14 protein-coding genes are annotated in these 20,520 nt (G+C 63.6%); 5 read left to right on the forward strand and 9 right to left on the reverse strand.

Annotated features, from left to right (window positions below; translation table 11 throughout):
* Positions 1-33: 33 nt before the first annotated feature.
* The 3 genes from flhA to AC56LV_RS12195 form a co-directional block, all read right to left on the reverse strand.
* Positions 34-2,145: a flagellar biosynthesis protein FlhA gene (gene flhA, locus AC56LV_RS12185; protein WP_499557953.1), complete on the reverse strand. Its 2,112-nt coding sequence runs from the start codon at positions 2,143-2,145 to the stop codon at positions 34-36.
* Positions 2,142-3,317 (reverse strand): flagellar biosynthesis protein FlhB, encoded by a 1,176-nt coding sequence (gene flhB / locus AC56LV_RS12190; RefSeq protein WP_499557955.1) that lies wholly within the window; start codon positions 3,315-3,317, stop codon positions 2,142-2,144. The genes flhA and flhB overlap by 4 nt, the downstream gene beginning before the upstream one ends.
* Positions 3,318-3,496: 179 nt before the next feature.
* Entirely contained in the window at positions 3,497-4,771 is a 1,275-nt protein-coding gene (locus AC56LV_RS12195) for an MraY family glycosyltransferase (RefSeq protein ID WP_499557957.1), read from the reverse strand.
* A gap of 317 nt (positions 4,772-5,088) precedes the next feature.
* Here AC56LV_RS12195 and AC56LV_RS12200 point away from each other — a divergent pair, with 317 nt between their 5' ends.
* Complete coding sequence (locus tag AC56LV_RS12200; RefSeq protein WP_499557959.1) at positions 5,089-6,249, forward strand: hypothetical protein; 1,161 nt, start codon at positions 5,089-5,091, stop codon at positions 6,247-6,249.
* Here AC56LV_RS12200 and AC56LV_RS12205 read toward each other — a convergent pair.
* The 3 genes from AC56LV_RS12205 to AC56LV_RS12215 form a co-directional block, all read right to left on the reverse strand.
* Positions 6,230-7,234, reverse strand: coding sequence for a fumarylacetoacetate hydrolase family protein (locus AC56LV_RS12205; protein ID WP_499557961.1), 1,005 nt, complete (start codon positions 7,232-7,234; stop codon positions 6,230-6,232). The genes AC56LV_RS12200 and AC56LV_RS12205 overlap by 20 nt on opposite strands.
* Before the next feature lie 55 nt (positions 7,235-7,289).
* The gene (locus tag AC56LV_RS12210) at positions 7,290-8,384 is read right to left on the reverse strand and encodes a phospholipase A (protein WP_499557963.1); all 1,095 of its coding nucleotides are present in this window, start codon (positions 8,382-8,384) and stop codon (positions 7,290-7,292) included.
* 154 nt (positions 8,385-8,538) lie between these two features.
* Positions 8,539-9,255 carry a pseudouridine synthase gene (locus AC56LV_RS12215; RefSeq protein WP_499557965.1) on the reverse strand — a complete coding sequence of 239 codons (717 nt, stop codon included), beginning with the start codon at positions 9,253-9,255 and terminating at the stop codon, positions 8,539-8,541.
* A gap of 214 nt (positions 9,256-9,469) precedes the next feature.
* Here AC56LV_RS12215 and AC56LV_RS12220 point away from each other — a divergent pair, with 214 nt between their 5' ends.
* Positions 9,470-9,880: a hypothetical protein gene (locus tag AC56LV_RS12220; protein WP_499557967.1), complete on the forward strand. Its 411-nt coding sequence runs from the start codon at positions 9,470-9,472 to the stop codon at positions 9,878-9,880.
* Positions 9,881-10,352: 472 nt separating this feature from the next.
* Here the strand turns inward: AC56LV_RS12220 and AC56LV_RS12225 are convergent, their stop codons facing one another.
* From AC56LV_RS12225 to AC56LV_RS12235, 3 genes are all read right to left on the reverse strand, one after another.
* Positions 10,353-11,354, reverse strand: a complete 1,002-nt coding sequence (locus AC56LV_RS12225) for a S49 family peptidase (RefSeq protein WP_332532444.1) — start codon at positions 11,352-11,354, stop codon at positions 10,353-10,355.
* A 165-nt stretch (positions 11,355-11,519) separates the two neighbouring features.
* Positions 11,520-12,179 (reverse strand): HAD-IA family hydrolase, encoded by a 660-nt coding sequence (locus AC56LV_RS12230; RefSeq protein ID WP_499503485.1) that lies wholly within the window; start codon positions 12,177-12,179, stop codon positions 11,520-11,522.
* Between the two features lie 91 nt (positions 12,180-12,270).
* Positions 12,271-13,251: an RluA family pseudouridine synthase gene (locus AC56LV_RS12235; RefSeq protein WP_258835383.1), complete on the reverse strand. Its 981-nt coding sequence runs from the start codon at positions 13,249-13,251 to the stop codon at positions 12,271-12,273.
* Between the two features lie 661 nt (positions 13,252-13,912).
* Between AC56LV_RS12235 and AC56LV_RS12240 the strand changes: the two genes are divergently transcribed.
* The 3 genes from AC56LV_RS12240 (at position 13,913) to moeA (ending at position 20,285) form a co-directional block, all read left to right on the forward strand.
* Positions 13,913-17,128 carry an Rne/Rng family ribonuclease gene (locus tag AC56LV_RS12240; RefSeq protein ID WP_499557969.1) on the forward strand — a complete coding sequence of 1,072 codons (3,216 nt, stop codon included), beginning with the start codon at positions 13,913-13,915 and terminating at the stop codon, positions 17,126-17,128.
* Positions 17,129-17,273: 145 nt separating this feature from the next.
* Positions 17,274-18,386 (forward strand): GTP 3',8-cyclase MoaA, encoded by a 1,113-nt coding sequence (gene moaA / locus AC56LV_RS12245; RefSeq protein WP_499557971.1) that lies wholly within the window; start codon positions 17,274-17,276, stop codon positions 18,384-18,386.
* A gap of 33 nt (positions 18,387-18,419) precedes the next feature.
* On the forward strand, positions 18,420-20,285 hold the full coding sequence (gene moeA / locus AC56LV_RS12250; RefSeq protein WP_499557973.1) for a molybdopterin molybdotransferase MoeA: 1,866 nt from the start codon (positions 18,420-18,422) through the stop codon (positions 20,283-20,285).
* Positions 20,286-20,520: the final 235 nt, after the last annotated feature.

Consider the following 20,520-nt stretch of genomic DNA (forward strand, 5'->3'; position numbering starts at 1 on the left):
GCACGGGGCAGCGCGTGCGCTGCCCCGTCCCTGTTACATCGGCACGCCCACCAGACTCGTCACACGGATCGTCTTGGTCTCGGGCACTTCAGCATGCGACAGCACCTTGAGCGCAGGCACGGCGCGGCGCAAAAAGCGCGACAGCAGCACGCGCAGTGGCGCCGGCACCAGCAGCACGGGCGACAGGCCCATCTGCTCTTGCTGGTTAGCGGCGTGCGCAGCCTGCTGGGCAATCGTGTCGGCCAGGCCCGGCTCGATGCCGGTGCCGTCGCCGCCGGCGCCCATCGCCTGCATCAACAGGCGCTCGAGGCGGTTGTCCAGCGTCATCACCGACAGCTCGTTCTCGCCCGGGAACAATTGCTGGACGATCGCACGACCAAGCGACACGCGCACCACGGCGGTCAGTTCGGCCGGGTCCTGCGTCATGCCGGCATGCTCCGACAGCGCTTCGATGATCGAGCGCATGTCGCGGATGTGCACGCCTTCGACCAGCAGGTTCTGCAGCACTTTCTGCAGCGTCGACAGCGAGACGACTTTCGGCACCAGGTCTTCGACCAGCTTCGGGGTTTCCTTGCCCAGGTGGTCCAGCAGCGCCTGCACTTCCATGCGGCCCAGCAGTTCCGACGCGTGCAGCGTGATCAGGTGATTCAGGTGCGTGGCAACGACGGTGCCCGCATCGACCACCGTGTAGCCCATGCTCTGCGCTTCGTCGCGCAGGCTCGCTTCGATCCAGGTCGCCGGCAGGCCGAAGGCCGGGTCGGTCGTGACCACGCCTGGCAGCGTGCCGCTGGCCATGCCCGGGTTGATCGCCAAAAACTGGCCATTGAGTGCTTCGCCGCTGCCCACTTCGACGCCCTTGAGCGTGATACGGTAAGCCGATGGCTTGAGTTCCAGGTTGTCGCGGATATGCACTGGCGGCGCCAGAAAACCCACTTCTTGTGCGAACTTCTTGCGGATACCCTTGATGCGCTTGAGCAGCTCGCCGCCCTGGTTCTTGTCGACCAGCGGAATCAGGCGGTAGCCCACTTCCAGGCCCAGCGTGTCGACTGGCATCACGTCCTGCCAGGTTGCTTCTTCGCTTTCGGCCGGCGCCGTACGGGCAGCGGCAGCGGCGTCGGCCACGGCGGCGGCCTCCGCCTGCGCCGGCGCTTCTTTCTTGCGCTTCGAGATGAAATAACCACCGGCAGCCAGCGAGCCGGCCAGCAGCAGGAACACGAAGTTCGGCATGCCCGGGATCATGCCCAGACCGCCGATGATCGCGGCCGTGATGTACAGCGCTTCCGGACGGGCGAACAGCTGGCTGGTCAGCTGCGAGCTGACGTCTTCATCGTTGGCCACGCGCGAAACCACCATACCGGCGGCGATCGAAATGATCAGCGAAGGAATCTGGGCCACCAGGCCATCACCGATGGCCAGCAGCGTGTAGATCTTGGTGGCTTCACCGATGGCCAGGTCGTGCATTACGACGCCGACGATCAGGCCGGCGATCATATTGATCACGGTAATCATGATACCGGCGACGGCATCGCCCTTCACGTACTTCGAGGCGCCGTCCATCGCGCCGTAGAATTCGGCTTCCTGCGAGACTTCCTGGCGGCGCTTGCGCGCTTCGTCTTCACCGATCAGGCCGGCGTTCAGGTCGGCGTCAATGGCCATTTGCTTGCCCGGCATCGCGTCCAGCGCAAAGCGTGCGCCGACTTCGGCGATACGGCCCGCGCCCTTGGTCACGACCGAGAAGTTGATGATGGTCAGGATGATGAAGACGACGATACCGACGGTGTAGTTACCGCCGATCAGGAAGTGGCCGAAGGCCTCGACGACCTTGCCGGCAGCGGCGCTGCCCGTATGGCCTTCGGTCAGGACGATACGGGTCGACGCGACGTTCAGCGCCAGGCGCAGCATGGTCGACACGAGAAGAATCGACGGGAAGGCCAGAAAGTCGAGCGGCTTGACCGTGTACAGCGCGGTCAGCAGCACGATGATCGACAGCGCGATATTGAAACTGAAAAACACGTCCAGCACGAACGCCGGCAACGGCAAGATCATCATGGCCAATAGCATGATGATCAGGATCGGGGCTGCCGCCTTGCCGCCTTGTGCTCCAAGGCCGCTCATCCAGGCTGGCAGTTTCATGCTGTTGGTCATTCAGTTGCTCCATTATCGGGTGCCGGTCGCTGTTGCGAGGCCGGGTTCAGCGGGTCCATCTCGGCTGGTACTTTCAACCTGGTCGGGCGATCCGGGTAATCACCCTCGCCTTTCTTGTAAGCCCGCAGCTGGTAGACGTAGGCCAGCACTTCCGCCACCGCCGAGTACAGCTTTTCCGGAATCTCTTCATCGATCTCGGTGTGCTTGAACAGGGCGCGGGCCAGGGCCGGGGCTTCGAGCATGGGTACCTTGTTCTCGGCGCCCATTTCGCGGATCTTGGCCGCGACGTCATCGACGCCCTTGGCCACTACCCGCGGTGCTCCCTTGCCATCCGCATACTTCAGTGCGACTGCATAGTGCGTCGGATTGGTAACGATCACATCAGCAGTAGGGACATTTTGCATCATCCGGCCCCGGGCCATTTCGCGCTGCATCTGCCGAATCTTCCCCTTAATCTGAGGATTGCCGTCCGATTCCTTCGATTCCTGGATCATTTCCTGGCGCGTCATTTTCAGTTTGTCTTTCCAATGCCACAACTGATACGGACCATCGATAAGGGCGATCACCCCCAGCGCGCCGGTGATGAACAGGAACGACCGGCCAATCATGTCGCCGACGTGGGCGCTGCTTTCATTCAGTGGCTCGACCGCCAGGCCCAGCATTGCTTCCTTCTGGCCGCTGACGACGATCCAGGCCACCACGCCGATGACGATCGTCTTGATGATGGCTTTGAGCAGCTCCACCAGCGCGTTCTTGGAGAACATATTGCCGATACCCTTGATCGGGTTGAGCTTGCCGAAGTTGGGCATGAATGCCTTCGACGAGAACAGCCAGCCGCCGATCAACATCGGCGAGATCAGCGCGATGAGCATGATGGCGCCGGCAATCGGCAGGCAGGCCAGCATGACGCTGACGATGTCGTTGAGAATGCGTTCGAGCAGGATATTGGGATTGAAGATTTGCTCGCGGTCGAGCGTGAGGCCGGACTTCAGCGAGGTCGCCAGCCTGCCGACGAGCATGCCGCCAAATGCCCACAGGCAGGCGCCGGCCGTCATCAGTACAGTGAACGTCGCCAGCTCGCGCGATCGGGGAACGTCGCCTTCTTCACGCGCTTTCTCGATCTTTCTGGGCGATGCGTCTTCAGTCTTTTCTGCGTCGCTATCATCCGACATGGTGCCCTCGCTCGATTGCTCTTGAATGTCTCAGCCGCGCCTTGGTACGCGCGAGCGAGATTATCGCTGAAATTGCTGTAGGGACAGATCGAGAACAAACGGGGAAACCTGCCCCAGTTCAGGGGCGGCGTCGTGCGGACTACGGACTACGGACTGCGGACTGCGGACTGCGTCGGAGATTACATGCGGCGGCGCGCGAGGACCGGCGCTGCTTGCTTGTGGCTGTGATCCGCCAGGCTGCCAGGCTGGTTGGCGGATGGATTGGCAGCGATGCGGGCAGCAACCAGGCCGGACGTGGCGCCCTGGCCATTGCTGCTGGTCGTGACAAGGGGCTTGACCGCCAGCGGCGCAGTTGCGACCGGCATCAAGCCCGGCGCGTGGCGACGACGGGCACGCCAGGCCGACACGACCAGTGCATACACGCCCAGATACAGCGCGAAACTGGCCACAGCGCCTTGCACCAGCACCGCCGGGTCGCCCGCATAATTGACGGCCAGCGCCGCCGGCACCAGGGCAATGCCCCACGAGACCGGCGAGACGAAGGCGTTGCGCAGAGGCGGGGGCAGCATGCGCAGGTAGCGTGCCGTGATCGCCGTCTTGACCAGGCTGTGCAGGTGCCAGCTGTCCGGATGCCCTGGATGACGACGGCACCAAAGGCGGCGCATGATCGTAAACACCGTCTCAAAAACCGGGTAGGCGCAGGCCAGCAGCGGCGCCCAGGCCGATACCGACGGATTGCGGTAGACCAGCATCACGGACAGCCAGGCCAGCAGGAAGCCAAGCAGGTAGGCGCCGCCATCCCCAAGGAACAGCTTGCCCAACGGGAAATTGACGACGAAAAAGCCGGCCGTCACGGCGCAGATCACGAAGCACAGCTGCGCCAGGTGAATGTCGCCAGCGCCCATGGCGATCAGGCCCAGCGTGCCCAGGCCGATGACGACCGTGCCGCTGGCCAGACCATTGAAACCATCGATGATATTGACGGCATTGGCCACGCCACCAACGGCAAACGCGGTGAACAACACCGAGAACGGGAGCCAGCCGAGCATGCCGTCGAGCAGTGGCAAGCCCGTGTGCTGCAGCGTGACGCCCGTGAGGAACCAGCACACCACGCCACTGCCGATCGTGGCCAGCAGGCGGGTGCGTACGGAAACGGTGCGGGTCAGGTCTTCGGCCAGGCCAAAGACAAAGGCTGGCAGCGAGGCAATGAGAACCGGGAGCAGCAAATCGCGCTGTGCCTGCGGCAGGACGCCCAGCGCCAGCCAGAGGCCTGTCATGATGGCGGTGCCGCCGATACGCGGGGTTGGGGTGATATGGAATTTCTGCACGCCACGCGTTGCATCAAGCGAGTAGCGGCCATGCCAGCGTGTCGTGAGCACGAGCAGGAGCGATACGATCAGCGATGTGGCAAAGCCGATTTCGAGGCCGGCTAATGGCAGGTTATAAATACTCATAGAACCACTTTGTTAACTCGTCAATTCTATCGCATTTCGCGTCATTTCTTCCCCAATCGTGTTGCTGCAGAGTTTCTTGCGCAATGTCACCCATTATTAACGATGTCTTGCAAGTCCCTGATTGGTAACGACTTATTTAGTGATTTTAGGTACGTTGCGCTGCAACAATCAATAGTATAGATACTTCTCCTACCATTTCTCCACAAATTGTTACACTTTTCTGTGGTGATATTTAGATAGATTTATTTCCTATTACCCAATTGGGGGGAATCATGGCGCGTCGATATTCAACCGCACGAGCGTTCTATTCGATCGTCATGTTATGTCTGGGCGCCTTGTATTCTGCGCATTCAATTGCCCAGCTCTCTGCATCGGCCGACCTGACCGAAGCACGGGCGCGGTTGCAGGAGGCCGAAGCACGGCAGGCAATCGCCGAAGCCGAGCGCGCCGAATTGCTGGCGCGCATGCCGCCAGCGCAAGCCAAAGCGCTGGGCGGCAACGTCGATACCCGCGGCTTCGGCGCCGCCGGTCTGGCGCGTGCGTTCGACCTGACGCTGGAACTGGCAGCCGAGGTCTGCCAGATTTTGCCGCTGGACCGCATCGTCATCTTGTACGACCCGCTTGTCAGCCAGGGCATCGTGGTGGCGCGCACCGTCGACGCCGCGCTGGTCCGGCAAGCGCAAGAACTGTCAGCGCGCAACGCCGCGCTGCGGCGCTATATCGAGGCCAGCACGCCAGCGGCCGCGCGCCGGCGCAGCGCCCTGCTGCTGGCCTGGCTGACAGCGCCGGCCATGGTGTTGCGCGCCGGGGCCGACCTCGCCAGTCTGTTCAAGACCGACACCACGCTGGCCGGCACCGCCTACGGCGACGGCGCGCGCGCCCTGTTTGCCAGTGCCATGGCGCGCAGTTGCCCTGCCCGCCTGGCTGGCCTGAGTGGCGGCTATATGGGCGAACTCGACGTCACGCGCCATGCGGCGCTGCTGGAAAGGCTCCGGCTGGTGGGGCTGGAACGCGCCGCGCTCGCGCAGCACATCGATGCACTCGACCTGCTGGCCGCCGCCGCCAAAGGCGAACGCAAGAAAGAGCTCGCCGCCATCGCGGCCGCTGCGACGGTGCAGCTCAAGGCGGTCGACAGCTTCATCGACTCGCTGCGCGCCGGCGAAGCCAGCGACAAGAGCCCCCTGTTTACGACGGCGCGCTATCTCGGCCAGGCCGGGCGCAGCACCGGGGCACTGGTGCTCGATGTCGACCTGCGGCTCGAAGGCCTTGCCGTACAGCGCGATCACCTGTTCACGGGCGAGCACCTGGCCTTGTCCGGCGTGGCGTTTCTCTGGTACCGGCTGCATGAACCGGATGGGCGGCTGGTGCGCGCCGATGCACTGCGCCGGATCAGCCGGCCGGTGCGGGTCGACCTGCGTGGCGTGCCAGGTAGCGATGGCTTCTGGGACGAGTCCGGCCTCAAGCCACCGCGGCCTTGAGGGTCTGCTCGATCGCCCCAAACAGCGATGCGCCCTTCTCGTCGAGCATCTCGATGCGCACCGTATCGCCAAAGTGCATGAACGGCGTGACCGCGTCGCCGCCAGCGGCCATCTCGATCCAGCGCGCCTCGGCAAGGCTGGCGTAGCCCGGCGTGTGGCGCCGGGTCGCCCGGTTCGACACGACGCCCGAGCCGACAATCGTCCCGGCCGTCACCGGCCGCGTCAGCGCAAGCGCCGACAGCAGCTGCGCAAAATTGAACGTCATGTCCTCGCCCGCCTCGAGCGTGCCGACCGGATTGCCATTGAGGCGCACACGCAGCGGCAGCGCGGCTTTCCCGGCTGCCCAGGCGTCGCCCAGCTCGTCCGGCGTGACGGCCACTGGCGCAAACGCGGTGGCCGGTTTGGCCTGCAGGCCGAAACCCGCCGCCAGCGCATCCGGCGCCAGGTTGCGCAGCGTGATGTCATTGGCCAGCAGCAGCAGGCGGATCTGGCCCAGCGCCGCATCGGGCGTCGCGCCCTGGCGCAGGTCGCCGCTCACGATGGCCAGCTCGGCGCCAAAGTCGATGCCCCATTCTTCGCGCGCCAGCACCAGGTCCTGCGTGGGGCCAAGCAACCCATCGGCTGCAGCCTGGCGCAGCTGCGGGGCGTCGCGCCATGCGGCCGGCAAGCTGCTGCCAAATGCGCGCTGTTCCAGGTCGTGGTGGTGCAGATAGGTGGCGCCGCACACGCGGGCGCTGGCGCGCGGGAGCGGCGCCATGCATCGGGCAGGGTCGAAGTCGAATGCGCGGCGCGCTTTGGCGTCGCCCTTGGCGTCGTTCAGTTGACGGTAGAGTGCATCGAGTTGCGGGGCAATGAAAACCCAGTCATCGAGCGCGGCGCGCAAACTCGGCGCGATGCCGTCGGCAATGTGGGCAGTGGTCAGGTCGCGCGACACCACGGCCAGTTGGCCGTCGCGGGTGCCGTCGTCCAGCGAGGCAAGTTTCATGGGCGGGCTCGTGGGAACAAGCCCGCCATTCTACGGTACGGCAGGTGTGAAGCGATCAATACTTGACGATGACACCGACGCCCAGGCTGCGCTGGAAGTAGTTGTAGTCGATCATGCTCTGGCCATAGCCGGCGAACGCATTGACATAGCCCTTGATCGGGCCGACGAGCGGGAATGCCCAGCCGACCTGGACTGCACCCTTGTCGGTGCTGAAGTTACGGCGCACGAGGGCCGAGACTTCATGGCCGCTACCCATGCGGTAATTGCCGGCCAGCTCGAAGCGACCCATGTAATCGGTGATGTCCGGGTTGTTGTCGTCTTCCAGCGATTCATTGACGCGCTTCCAGAGCTTGGCGGTCATGGTCAGCGGACCACGTTCCAGGCCAACCTGGGCGTAGTAGCGGTTCCAGCTGCGCGACAGGCTCGACGACTGGCCGTTCGACTGGTGCACGAAGCCCAGGTTCAGGAAGCGCACATTGATGCCAGCCAGGGCGAAGTCCAGTGGCATGACTGCCATGATCTCCGGCTGGTAATTGGTTTCGCGGAACGGGCTCGATGCCTTGTGGTTGGCTGCTTGCCAGAACGAATTCTGGGTGTAGCCGAACCAGACGTCGACCGGTTGCTCGAACAGGGTCTCGACCAGCTTCATCTTCACGCTGAGCTGGAATTCCAGTTCGGCCTTCGACAAGCCTTCGGCATCCGGGTCGGTCGCCAGGAAGTCCTCGTACGGCGCTTCGTTCGGGCGGTGGGTGCGGGTGGCGATCAGGTAATTCGGGTGGTGCGGACGGAACTTGAACGCGCCGCGCTTGTCGCGCGGATCGAGCTCCCAATGGCTGCTCAGCGTGTATTCAGCGGCGGCCTGGACGGTTGGATCGACGGTGGCGGTGTGGTCGACGGCGCTGTTCAGCGGTGCGTCGAACGCGCTCTGTGCAGCCACGGCCGGTGCGACGACCGGGGTCGACGCGGTGTTCGCCGCAGCGGCGCTGCCGGTGTTCGCAACGCGGTCGAAGCAGGCGAGGCGCTGGGCGCTGTCGAGGATTGGGGTGCATTCGGCCAGGGTGGCCGGCTGGCTCTGTGCCATGACTGGCAGCGCCAGCAGCAATGGAATCAGGGCGAGGGAATGGGAGAGGCTCGGTCGGTATGCGTACATGGTTATTTTTCTGGAAAATTCATTCGTGCGACAACCGGTGCCCGGACGCCGTCGGAACGGAGTGTCGCGGAAATCGGCTGACTATGTCGCACGAATATTGTGGTTAAGCATGTTCCGTTGTTAAATTTCCACAACAGCATGCAGATGTGGTATGTCAGCCAGGCACGAGCAGGTCGAGCTGCGCCTGGTCGAGGAAGCACCACTCGCCTTCTTCGAGTCCCAGCGCGGCCAGCGTCAAGCCGCCGATCTGGGCGCGGTGCAGCGCGCTGCAGTGATTCTCGGCAGCAGCCAGCATGCGCTTGACCTGATGGTATTTGCCCTGCTCCAGCACGATCTCGATGGATTGTTCGCCCAGCTTGACGCACGACACCGCCTTCAACGGCGCCGGTTCGTCGTGCAACTGCACGCCAGCGAGCAGCCTGGCGACGAGCTCATCCGTCACCGGCTCGGCCGTAGTGGCGTGGTACACCTTGGGCACGTGGCGCTTGGGCGACGATTGCGCGTGGATGAACGGGCCATCGTCCGACATCAGGAGGAGACCGGTGGTGTCATGATCGAGTCGGCCGACCGGCTGCACATCGCGCCAGGTAAATTGCTCTGGCAACAAGGTCAGCACGCCCGGATGGTGGCTTGGCTTGCGCGAGCATTCAAAGTTGGCCGGCTTGTACAGCGCGATATAGACGTGCTCACGGTAAGCCCACTCCTCATCGAACACGGTCAGCACCAGGCCGTCGGTCTCGAAGGTGGCCTTGAAGTTATCGGCGACCTCGCCATTGATGGTGACGTCGCCATCCTCGATCAGGGCGCGGCAGTACTTGCGGGTGCCGAATCCCTGCGATTGCAGGATGCGGTCTAGGGACAATTTACTCATGGGGCGAGACTTTACCAGAACAGGTCCGGCGCGGACAGACTGACAATTAGAGCAATGTTTTTTAGTCAACTTGCATGCCGCGATTCATTTGAGCAGCGTCAAGTCTGAAGAAATTCTTATTGATAGACTTCAACATGTTAGGAATCCGCCTAGCGACCGTGATGGTTGTTTGCCATACATCAAGGTGCAATTCCGCCAGAGAACAGGACTGAACGTGAACGATGATCTCGATCCCTGCTACGAGAAGCTTTCCCCGCATGAAGTGCATTGCGCGCGTCAGCGCGTTGCACGAGCACACGCGGCGCTTTTTCCCACGCTGATGGCATTGTCGCGCTGGAGCAGCGGCGCCCGCCCCTTGCCGCATCACGACCAGTTCCGGCTGCGCGCTGCGTGGTTTGCACGCGTCGGCGGCGACCATCAGGACTGGCTCGAACGCGGCGGCTTTGCCCAGCATGACGATTTGCCCCCACTGCGCCAGCCCACCATGTGGCACCCGCCACGCCTCTTGTTGCCCTCGACGCCCCAGGCAGATAACAGCGTTCCCGACCACTGCAACGACACCGAACTGCACCACCCGTCACGCCGCACCGCCCGCGATGACGACGCCGCCAGTGCGGCAGTCTGACCTGATTCCTGCAAACCCCTTACGGCAGCGCCAGCCGCACTCCCTGTCCACCAAAAAAACACGGCCGCCTGGTCGGCAGACGCAGGGTGGGCGGCTGCGCCGCCCACGCGTTCAAACCAGTCTCGCTTCGTGGCATGCGAACGTGCGTTGAACGCGTGGGCGGGAAAACCCGCCCACCCTACGTCCAACGTCGCTCCGTAACATGCCAAGGTGAGTTGGACGCATCCACGCGTAATTGCTCCACCAAAAGAAAACGACGGCCTGGGCCGTCGTTTCCAATCCCGCCACGCGCATGCACGCGCCCGGGACAGTCTTACCGCGAGGAATAAAAATTCTCTCGAAAACCGCACAGGGGTGCGGTCGCCAGCGTTCACCGTCCGGGATCAATGGGCAAGCAGGTTGACTGATCCACCGCAGCGTCGGCCACCGTTTCACTATAGCCGCATATCCTCTGGTTTCAAGGACAACATGCTTAGCGCAATTTGGGCACGGCGCTGTGATACGCCGCCCGGACGGCGCTTTCGCCCACCGACGCCCCAAATTTCTTCAGCACCCGTTCCGGCAAGCCTTCGTGCGCCGTGTAATCGACGATGTCTTCGGCCTTGACGATGTCGCGCGCCACGGTGTCGACGGTGCCAAAGGCATCGGCCAGGCCCATGTCGACGGCGCGTGCACCGGTCCAGTACAGGCCCGAGAACGTCTCGGGCGTTTCTTTCAGGCGCTTGCCGCGCCCGGCGCGCACCACCGAGATGAATTGCTGGTGGATTTCGTTGAGCATCGCCTGGGCATGTTCGCGGTGCTTTTCCGATTGCGGGCTGAACGGATCAAGAAACCCCTTGTTTTCGCCGGCCGTCAGCAGGCGGCGCTCGACCCCCAGCTTTTCCATCGTGCCGGTAAAGCCGAAGCTGTCCATCAGCACGCCCACCGAGCCGACGATCGAGGCCTTGTTGACGTAGATGCGGTCGGCGGCCGAGGCGATGTAGTAACCGCCCGAGGCGCAGATCTCGTCGACCACGACATACAGCGGTTTATCGGGATAGCCGCGCTTGAGGCGCTGGATTTCGTCGACGATGATGCCGGCCTGGACCGGGCTGCCGCCCGGGCTGTCGATGCGCAGCACGACAGCGGCCGAGCCGGGATCCGAAAATGCCTTGTTCAGCGACGGGATCACGGTGTCGGCCGCGCCGCTGCCTTCGGCTTCGATCTCGCCGTTGATTTCGATCAGTGCCGTGTGGCGGCCGAGGTTTTCGGTGTCGCCGCTGGCGAAGTTGAAGTCGTAGTAGGCCCACAGGGCCAGCAGCGCCACGATCAGGAAGCCGAGCTTGAAGAAGATGCTCCAGCGGCGCGCAGAGCGGCGCTCCTGGACTGTGGCAAATACCAGTTTCTCGAGCGTGTCGCGCTCCCAGTTGCTCATCGTCGGATTCGACGCGAGCCGGCTGTCGCCGGGTTGGTCAATGCTCGTATGGTCACTCATAAAGTCGGGAAGGTGGACGACGAAACGCCGTCCCCGCGCGTCACGCGCGGGGCTGTTCGTGCGGCAATCAGTATATCGTGCCAGCGCACTCGCGTACGGTCGGCAAGGCCACCCGTACGCCGCTGCTCCGCTTTCGCCCGCACCTGGCTCGCAGTCGAACGGACTTCAGGCGTGCTCGAGCAGCCAGTCATGCAGCTCGGGGATGTTTTTGGCAGAGAACAATGGCTGGCAGGCGTGGAGCTGGCTGACCGGATGGGCGCCGAACTCGACCGCGATACCGGCCGCGCCGGCATTGGTGGCCATCAAGAGGTCGTGCGTGGTGTCGCCGATCATCACCGTGCGCCGCAAATCCTGGCCAAGCTCGCGCGTCAGCTCTTGCAGCATCGCCGGATGCGGCTTGGAGAATGTCTCATCGGCGCAACGTGTTGCATCGAAGATCGACAGCAGCCCGGTCGCATTGAGCGCGCGGTTCAGACCGACCCGGCTCTTGCCGGTGGCCACGGCCAGGAAATAGCCTTCGCCCGACAACGCATTGAGCATCTCGGGCACGCCCTTGAACAGCACCAGCTGGTGGTCCTTGGTCAAAAAATGGTGGCGGTAGCGCTCGACCATGCGTGGATACAGCGCCGGCTGGATGTCGGGCATCACCGCCTGCATCGCTTCGGCCAGGCCGAGGCCGATGACGTGCGCAGCCGACGAGTCGGTTGGCACCGGCAAGCCCAGGTCGCGCGCCGCTGCCTGGATGCACTTGACGATGGCGGCGGTACTGTCCATCAAGGTGCCGTCCCAATCGAAGACGATCAGGTCGAATTGTTTTCTAGCCATAATTAGTGGCGGCCAGGCCGCCGGTCCCCTGTTGTTTTTTATGGGTGCGCTGTCTTACTTGCGCGATGTGGTTGCTCTGCGCCCTGTGGTGTTACACCGGGGCGCCCAGACTGGTCAGGAAGCGCTCGCACTCGGCCGGCATCGGCGCGCGCAAGGTCATGCGCTCGCCTGAATCCGGGTGCGTGAACGTGATCTGGTGCGCATGCAAGAACATGCGCTTGAGCGCGCCACGGCTGTCGGTCGCCTTGTGCAACTGCTTGTTGAACGCGAAGTCACCGTACTTTTCATCGCCCAGGATCGGGAAGCCCGACGAGGCCAGGTGCACCCGGATCTGGTGCGTACGCCCTGTCTTGAGCTCGGCTTCGAGCAAGGCGAAATTGTGCCATTTTTTTAACAAACTGAAAATCGTGTGCGCTTCCTGACCACCGGCCTGGACCAGCACGCGTTTCTCGCCTTCGGCGCTCGTGTATTTATGCAGTGGCAAGCGGATGTGCTGGCGCTTGTTCACCCAGTCGCCTTTCACGGCGGCATAGTAACGCTTGTCGGTCGTGCCTTCGCGCATCTGGTCATGCAGGTGCGTCAGCGCGCTGCGTTTCTTGCCGATCAGTAGCAAGCCCGAGGTTTCGCGGTCGAGCCGGTGTACCAGTTCCAAAAACTTCGCTTGCGGGCGCGCGGCGCGCAATTGTTCGATCACGCCATACGACACGCCGGAGCCACCATGCACGGCCACGCCGCACGGCTTGTCGATCACCAGCAGATGCGCGTCTTCATACACGACCGCAAATTCAGCGCCCGGCGCGGCGTGCTCAGCCGACTTTTCGGCGATGCGGATGGGTGGAATACGGACGGTGTCACCGGCAACCAGGCGGTACAACTGGTCGATGCGGCCCTTGTTGACACGGACTTCGCCGGAGCGAAGGATGCGGTAGATGTGGCTCTTTGGTACGCCTTTACAGACACGCAACAGGTAGTTGTCGATGCGCTGGCCGGCTTCTTCTTCGTCGATTGTCACGAACTGCGCTTGCAGTGCTGCGGGGGATGAAGGGGGGACACTATCGTTCTGCATTGCCATTCGGTCTGTCTTCCCAGAAATTCTCTCTAAGTCCTTCATTTTGAATATATAATCGACAGGCGGCGGTCAAACCTCTGCTGGTGTAAGAATTAAAATGAAATTTTACACTGGGGCACGCCCCATCGGCCCCGCCAAGTGCAAATTCGATGGAAAGAACGTGTACGCACATCCTTGCGCCAATCAAGGTTGCAACCGATTTGTAATCGGATTGCGCGCAATGATGCCGGATTGGATTGTCAGGATTCTTAAGGATAAGTACCAGCAAGCATCCTTAACAAAGTGCTTGCCGGTTGATGGTGTCGATAACGCTTGTCGTTTTCGCCGACCCCGCTGCTGCAGCATCCACACCGCTTGAGCAAGGCTGTCTCTTCGCCTCCAGGCCGGTCGGTTGCTGGCGCCCAGGGTCGGCTGGCTGTGGCACACCCTCCCTTGTTCGCTGCTGTGCCAACCCCAATGTGGTGGCAGGTAACGAACAAAAGTTGCGGCGTGTTTAGACAATGACGTTCGGCCCCACAGCGCCCCGTTGCGGCAGCGAAATTACTTTGCTGTACCGCACGCCCGGGCATACCCCCTCCTGTCACCCGTCCCCGCATACATCCCTGTAGCTGCGCCGCCCGCGAGGGCGGCCTTCACACGGCCCCCGGGTCACGGAGTACTAAAAATGAAACGCATGTTGTTTAACGCGACGCAGCAAGAAGAGTTGCGCGTCGCTATTGTCGATGGCCAGAAGCTGATCGACATCGATATCGAGACTGCCGGTCGCGAACAGCGCAAGTCGAATATCTACAAGGGTGTCATCACCCGCATCGAACCCTCCCTCGAAGCCTGCTTCGTCAGCTACGGCGAAGACCGCCACGGATTCCTCCCCTTCAAAGAAGTCGCCCGCACGTATTTCCGTGAAGGTGTTGACGTGCGCAATTGCTCCATCAAGGAAGCGCTGCGCGAAGGCCAGGAAATCATGGTCCAGGTCGAGAAAGAAGAGCGCGGCAACAAGGGCGCTGCCCTGACCTCGTTCATTTCGCTGGCCGGCCGCTACCTCGTCCTGATGCCGAACAACCCGCGCGGCGGCGGCGTCTCGCGCCGTGTCGAAGGCGAAGAACGCCAGGAACTGCGCGAAACGATGGACAAGCTCGACCTGCCGCAAGGCATGTCGGTCATCGCCCGCACTGCCGGTATCGGCCGCAATGTCGAAGAGCTGCAGTGGGACCTGAACTACCTGATGCAACTGTGGCGCGCGATCGAAGGCGCCGGCAAGTCGTCCAACGGCGCGTTCCTGATCTATCAGGAATCGTCGCTCGTCATCCGCGCGATCCGCGATTACTTCCAGCCGGATATCGGCGAAGTGCTGATCGACACCGACGAAATCTATGAACAGGCGCAGCAGTTCATGAGCCACGTGATGCCCGACATGGCGCACCGCGTGAAGCGTTACAGCGACGACGTGCCGCTGTTCTCGCGTTTCCAGATCGAACACCAGATCGAAACCGCCTACGCGCGCACCGTGCCGCTGCCATCGGGCGGCGCCATCGTGATCGACCACACCGAAGCGCTGGTGTCGATCGACGTCAACTCGGCCCGCGCCACGCGCGGTTCGGACATCGAAACGACCGCCTTCAACACCAACTGCGAAGCAGCCGACGAAGTGGCGCGCCAGTTGCGCCTGCGCGATCTGGGCGGCCTGATCGTGATCGACTTCATCGACATGGAAGTGGCCAAGAACCAGCGCGAAGTCGAACAGCGCCTGAAGGACGCGCTGCACCATGACCGCGCCCGCGTTCAGATGGGCAAGATTTCGCGCTTCGGCCTGATGGAACTGTCGCGCCAGCGCCTGCGTCCGTCGCTGTCCGAAGGCTCCCACGTGACCTGCCCGCGCTGCTCGGGCACCGGCCACATCCGCGATACCGAATCGTCGGCCCTGCAAGTCCTGCGCATCATCCAGGAAGAGGCGATGAAGGAAAATTCGGCCGCCATCCACGTGCAGGTGCCCGTCGATGTCGCTGCTTTCCTGCTGAACGAAAAGCGTGGCGAAGTGCTCAAGATCGAGAACCGCCACCGCATCACCGTGATCCTGATCCCGAACAAGCATCTGGACACGCCGCACTACAAGCTCGAGCGCATCAAGCATGACGATCCGCGCCTCGAAGACGCACACGCCAGCTACGCGATGGCCGAGTCGGCCGATACCGACATGGCCTACGCGAAGCGTCAGAAAGAAGAAGCCAAGCCACGCCAGGAAGCCGTCGTCAAGACGATCACCCCGGCCCAGCCTGCGCCGCTGGTCGACCGCAGCGAAGCGGCCAAGCCAGTCAAGCCCGCCGCCGCCCCTGCTGTTTCGGTGCCGGTGGCTGCACCGGTGGAAGAAGAAGGTTTCTTTGCCAAGCTGCGCAACTTCTTCTTCGGCAAGCCAGAACCGAAAGGCGCCGCACCCGCCGTGCTGGTGGAAGTGCCTGTCACCACCCCTGCGCAGGCAGAGCGCGACCGCAACAACCGCACCAAGAATGGCCGCACCGGTGGCCGTCCAGGTGGCAAGCCAGGCCGTGAACGCGAAGAGCGCGAGCCGGTTGCCAAGGCAGCCGCACCGGGTGAAGAGCTGGCCAAGGGCCCGGACGCCGAAGCGCGTCCACCACGCCCGCCGCGTCCTCCACGTCCACCGCGCGAAGGCCGCGAGCCGCGTGAACCACGCGAGCCGGCCGACGCCGCGCCACGTGCCGAAGGCGCCGAGCGTCCGGAACGTGCCGAGCGTCCTGAACGCGGCGAGCGCAAAGAGCGCCAGCCACGCCAGCCACGCGAGCGCACCGAGCGTACGGAACGCACCACCCAGGTCATCGAAGCCAGGCTCGACGAAATCAATGTCAGCCAGGTGATGTCGAACACCACTGTTGCCGTGACCACCACCGGTCCGGAAGGCAGCCAGGAAGTCGTGCAGCAAGTCATCAAATCGGTGACCACGATCGGCCCGGATGGCGAAGAAGTCGAGATGGATGGCGACGAGCCACGCCGTCGTCGTCGTCGCGGTGGCCGTAACCGCAACCGTCGCGACCGTGACCAGATCGAAGGCGAAGGCGGCGAAGGCAACGAAGACGCACCAGCGTTCGCGCCGGTAGCGGACGAAGAAGTGGCCAAGGTGGCAGCAGCTGCCCGCGCCGCCCGTGGCAAGCAGGCGCAGTCCGGCGCCCAGGCGCCGTGGCCGTTCCCGACCTCGGCATCGATCGCTGCCAAGGATGATGCGGCGCAATCTGCAGCTGCAGTACCAGCACCCGCACCAGCGACTGCGCCGGTGGTTGCGCAAGCGGCGCCGGTCGGAGGCACTATGTTCCCGACGTCGGCATCGATGGCGGCAACGACGGCCGAGGCGGCGCCTGCCAATGTCGAGCCAGTCAACTTCCCGACGGCAGCATCGATGGGGGCGCCGGCAGAAGTTTCGGCACCAGCATCGGCACCGGCATCGACCGAACCGGTCATGTTCCCGACGGCGGCGTCGGTGGCGGCTGAACAGGCTGTTGTCGAGCCCGTCGTGGCCGAGGCTGCTCCTGCACCAGCGCCTGCTCCTGTGCCTGTCGAGCCGGCGCCGGTGGTGGAAGTCGCCCCTGCGCCAGTTGTCGAGCCTGTGACCGCCGTGGCCGTCGAGCCAGCGCCGGTTGCAGCGCCGGAAGTGACCACGGCGCCTGCGCCAGTGGCTGCTACCCCTGCACCAAAGCTGGATGACATGCTGGCCGAAGCGGGCCTGCAACTGGCCGCGACCGATCCTGAAAAGCTGCGCGCCGCACAGGCCGCAGCAGCGCAGGCGGCCACGCCGGTGCGTGTTGGCCGTGCCCGCAAGCCGGTCGTCGTCCCGGTCGACGAGCCGCTGGTGCAGGTCGATACCAGCCGTCAGTAAGCAGTAAGCAATAAAGCAATAGGCAGTACATCGAGCGTACGTCGTTTCCGCCCAGGCGAGAACGACGTACGCTGGACCCCATCACTCTTCTCTCCATGCAGCAGCGCGCCCGGCAGTATTCCCGGGCGCATGCTATCGTATTGGAATGGCTGAAAAAATCATCCTTATCAATGACCTGCGCTCATCGAAGCTGCGGGTCCCGGCCGTGCCGGAAGCACCTACCGGGCTGCTGAGCGACGCGCTCGGCCGGCCGCTGCACGACTTGCGCATTTCCGTCACTGACCGCTGCAATTTCCGCTGCGTATATTGCATGCCGAAGGAAGTGTTCGACAAAGATTACCAATACTTGCCGCACGGCGACCTGTTGTCGTTTGAAGAAATCACGCGCGTGGCGCGTCTGTTCGTTGCACATGGCGTTGAAAAGCTGCGCCTGACGGGCGGCGAGCCGCTGCTGCGCAAGAATCTTGAACGCCTGGTCGGCATGCTGCGCGCGTTGCCAACGCCCAGTGGCCGTCCGCTCGATCTCACCTTGACGACCAACGGCTCGATCCTGGCGCGCAAGGCGCGAGCCCTGAAAGACGCGGGCCTGGACCGCGTCACGGTGTCGCTCGACGCGCTCGACGACGGCGTATTCCGCAGCATGAACGATGTCGACTTTTCAGTGGCCGACGTGCTGCACGGCATCGACACCGCGCATGCGGTGGGCCTGGGACCGGTCAAGGTGAATATGGTCGTCAAGGGCGGCACCAATGTCGACCAGATCCTGCCGATGGCGCGCCACTTCAAGGGCTCGCCGACGATCCTGCGCTTCATCGAATTCATGGATGTGGGCGCGTCGAACGGCTGGGACATGCGCGACGTCGTGCCGTCGGGAGACGTGGTGCGCCGCATCTCGGCCGAGCTGCCGCTGGCGCCGGTGGCCGCAAACTACAGTGGCGAGACCGCTTCGCGCTGGCGCTACCTCGATGGCGACGGCGAAATCGGCGTGATTTCCAGCGTCACGCAGGCGTTCTGCGGCGACTGCAGCCGCCTGCGCCTGTCAACCGAAGGCAAACTGTATACCTGTCTGTTCGCCACGCGCGGCCACGACATGCGCGCCCTGCTGCGCGAAGGGCACGACGACCTGGCCCTGAGCGGCGCCATCGCGCAACTGTGGCGCGGGCGGGCTGACCGCTATTCCGAGACACGCTCGGCAGAGACCGGCACGGGCCAGCTGGACGGGCCACGCCGGGTTGAAATGTCCTATATTGGTGGCTGACAGCCGGTGGTTAATCAAACGATGGAGGCAGGCTTGATCAGCGGGTTGATTCTGGCGGGCGGGCGTGGCTCGCGCATGGGCAATGTGGACAAGGGCTTGCAGCCGTTCCGCTCCAGCACGATGGTTGAGCACGTACTGGCGCGTTTGCGGCCGCAGGTCGGGCCCTTGCTGATCAGCGCCAACCGTAATCTCGACACGTACCGCGCATTTGGCGCGCCCGTGCTGACCGACGAGATGGCGGATTTTCCGGGCCCGCTGGCCGGGCTCGAAACGGGCTTGCGTCACTGCACCACGCCGTATCTGCTGACGGTGCCCTGTGATTCGCCATTCCTGCCATCCGATCTAGCTGCGCGCCTGTTCGCTGCACTGCAAGAGCAGGGTGCCGACGTGGCCTACGCCGCAACGCACGAAGCAGGCATGCTGGTCCAGCCGCATCCCGTGTTCTGCCTGGTGCGCGCCGACCGCCTGCCCGTGTTGTCGGCCTATCTTGCCCAGGGTGGCCGCCGGGTCGACGGCTGGTACCGCGACCTGAAGGCCGTTGAAGTCGTGTTCGACGATGCCGATGCCTTCCGCAACATCAACACGCTCGACGAGCTGCGCGGGCTCGAACAACCCGCCTTCCCTGCCAGCCTGGCCCAGGTGGCCAGCTGCATCAACGGCTATGACCCGAACGCGCTGCCGGTGCGCGACGCCCAGCGCATCATCCGCGAATTCGTCCAGCCGGTGCGCGCCGTCGAGATGGTGGCGCTGCGCGCAAGCCTGGGCCGCGTGCTGGCGCGCGACCTGGTCTCACCGATCAACGTGCCGGCGCACGACAATTCCGCGATGGACGGCTACGCGCTGCGCGGCGCCGACCTGCCGCTGGACGGTGTGGCGACGTTCAAGGTGGTCGATATTGTCTATGCGGGCAAGCCGTCCGCTGTCGTGCCCGGTCCTGGCGAATGCGTGCGCATCATGACAGGCGGCGTGATGCCGGCCGGTTGCGACAGCGTGCTGCCGCAGGAATTTGCCGACAGCGGCGACGACGTCGCGATGACCGTGCGCGCCGGCGCCATCCGCGCCGGCGACAACCGCCGGCTGGCCGGCGAAGACCTGAACATCGGCACCGCCGCCCTGAAGGCGGGCCGCATCATCCGTCCGGCCGACCTGGGCCTGTGCGCGTCGCTGGGCTTTGCCGAAATCCCGGTGCAACGGCGTCTGCGCGTGGCGTTCTTCTCCACCGGCGACGAGCTGCGCTCGATCGGCGAGCCGCTGGGCGAAGGCTGCGTCTACGACAGCAACCGCTACACGATCTACGGCATGCTCCAGCGCCTGGGCTGCGAGATCATCGACATGGGCGTCGTGCGCGACAGCCCGGAAGCACTGGAAGACGCGCTGCGTACCGCCTGCGAAAACGCCGACGCGATCATCACGTCGGGCGGCGTCTCGGTCGGCGCCGCCGACTACACCAAACAGGTGATGGCGCAACTGGGCGACGTCACGTTCTGGAAAGTGGGCATGCGCCCCGGCCGGCCGCTGGCATTCGGGCGCGTCACATCGAACGGCCGCAGCGCCTTCCTGTTCGGCCTGCCGGGCAATCCGGTGGCCGTGATGGTGTCGTTCTACTTCTTCGCGCGCGACGCGCTGCTGCAGATGATGGGCGCCAACGCCCCACTGCCGCTGCTGCAGGCCCGGTCAGCCGAAGCGATCCGCAAAAAGCCGGGCCGCACCGAATACCAGCGCGGCATCATCACGCGCGGCGCTGACGGCGCCCCCGAAGTGCGCCTTACCGGCGCCCAAGGCTCAGGCATCCTGCGCTCAATGTCCGAAGCCAACTGCATGGTGGTACTGCACGACGAGCAAGGCAGCGTGGCCGCCGGCGACATGGTCGACATCCTGCCATTCGAAGGCCTGTTCTGACCCCCAACGCAGCGCCACACCTACCGCAACCACCAAATTGTTGCCCCCAGACCCTTACAAAACAATTAGGGTCAGAGTCGAATTGTTTGACAACTTTGGGTAATTGCCCATTAATTCGACTCTGAGGTATCCCGGGTTTCGTGGACATCCGTAATAGGAGACAATAGTCACCATGGATAAAACGACAAAACCCTCGCCCAAGCGGACTATTCACACCAGCGAATTCAAGAGCAAT

Source organism: Telluria sp. RB2R28 (assembly GCF_059685835.1).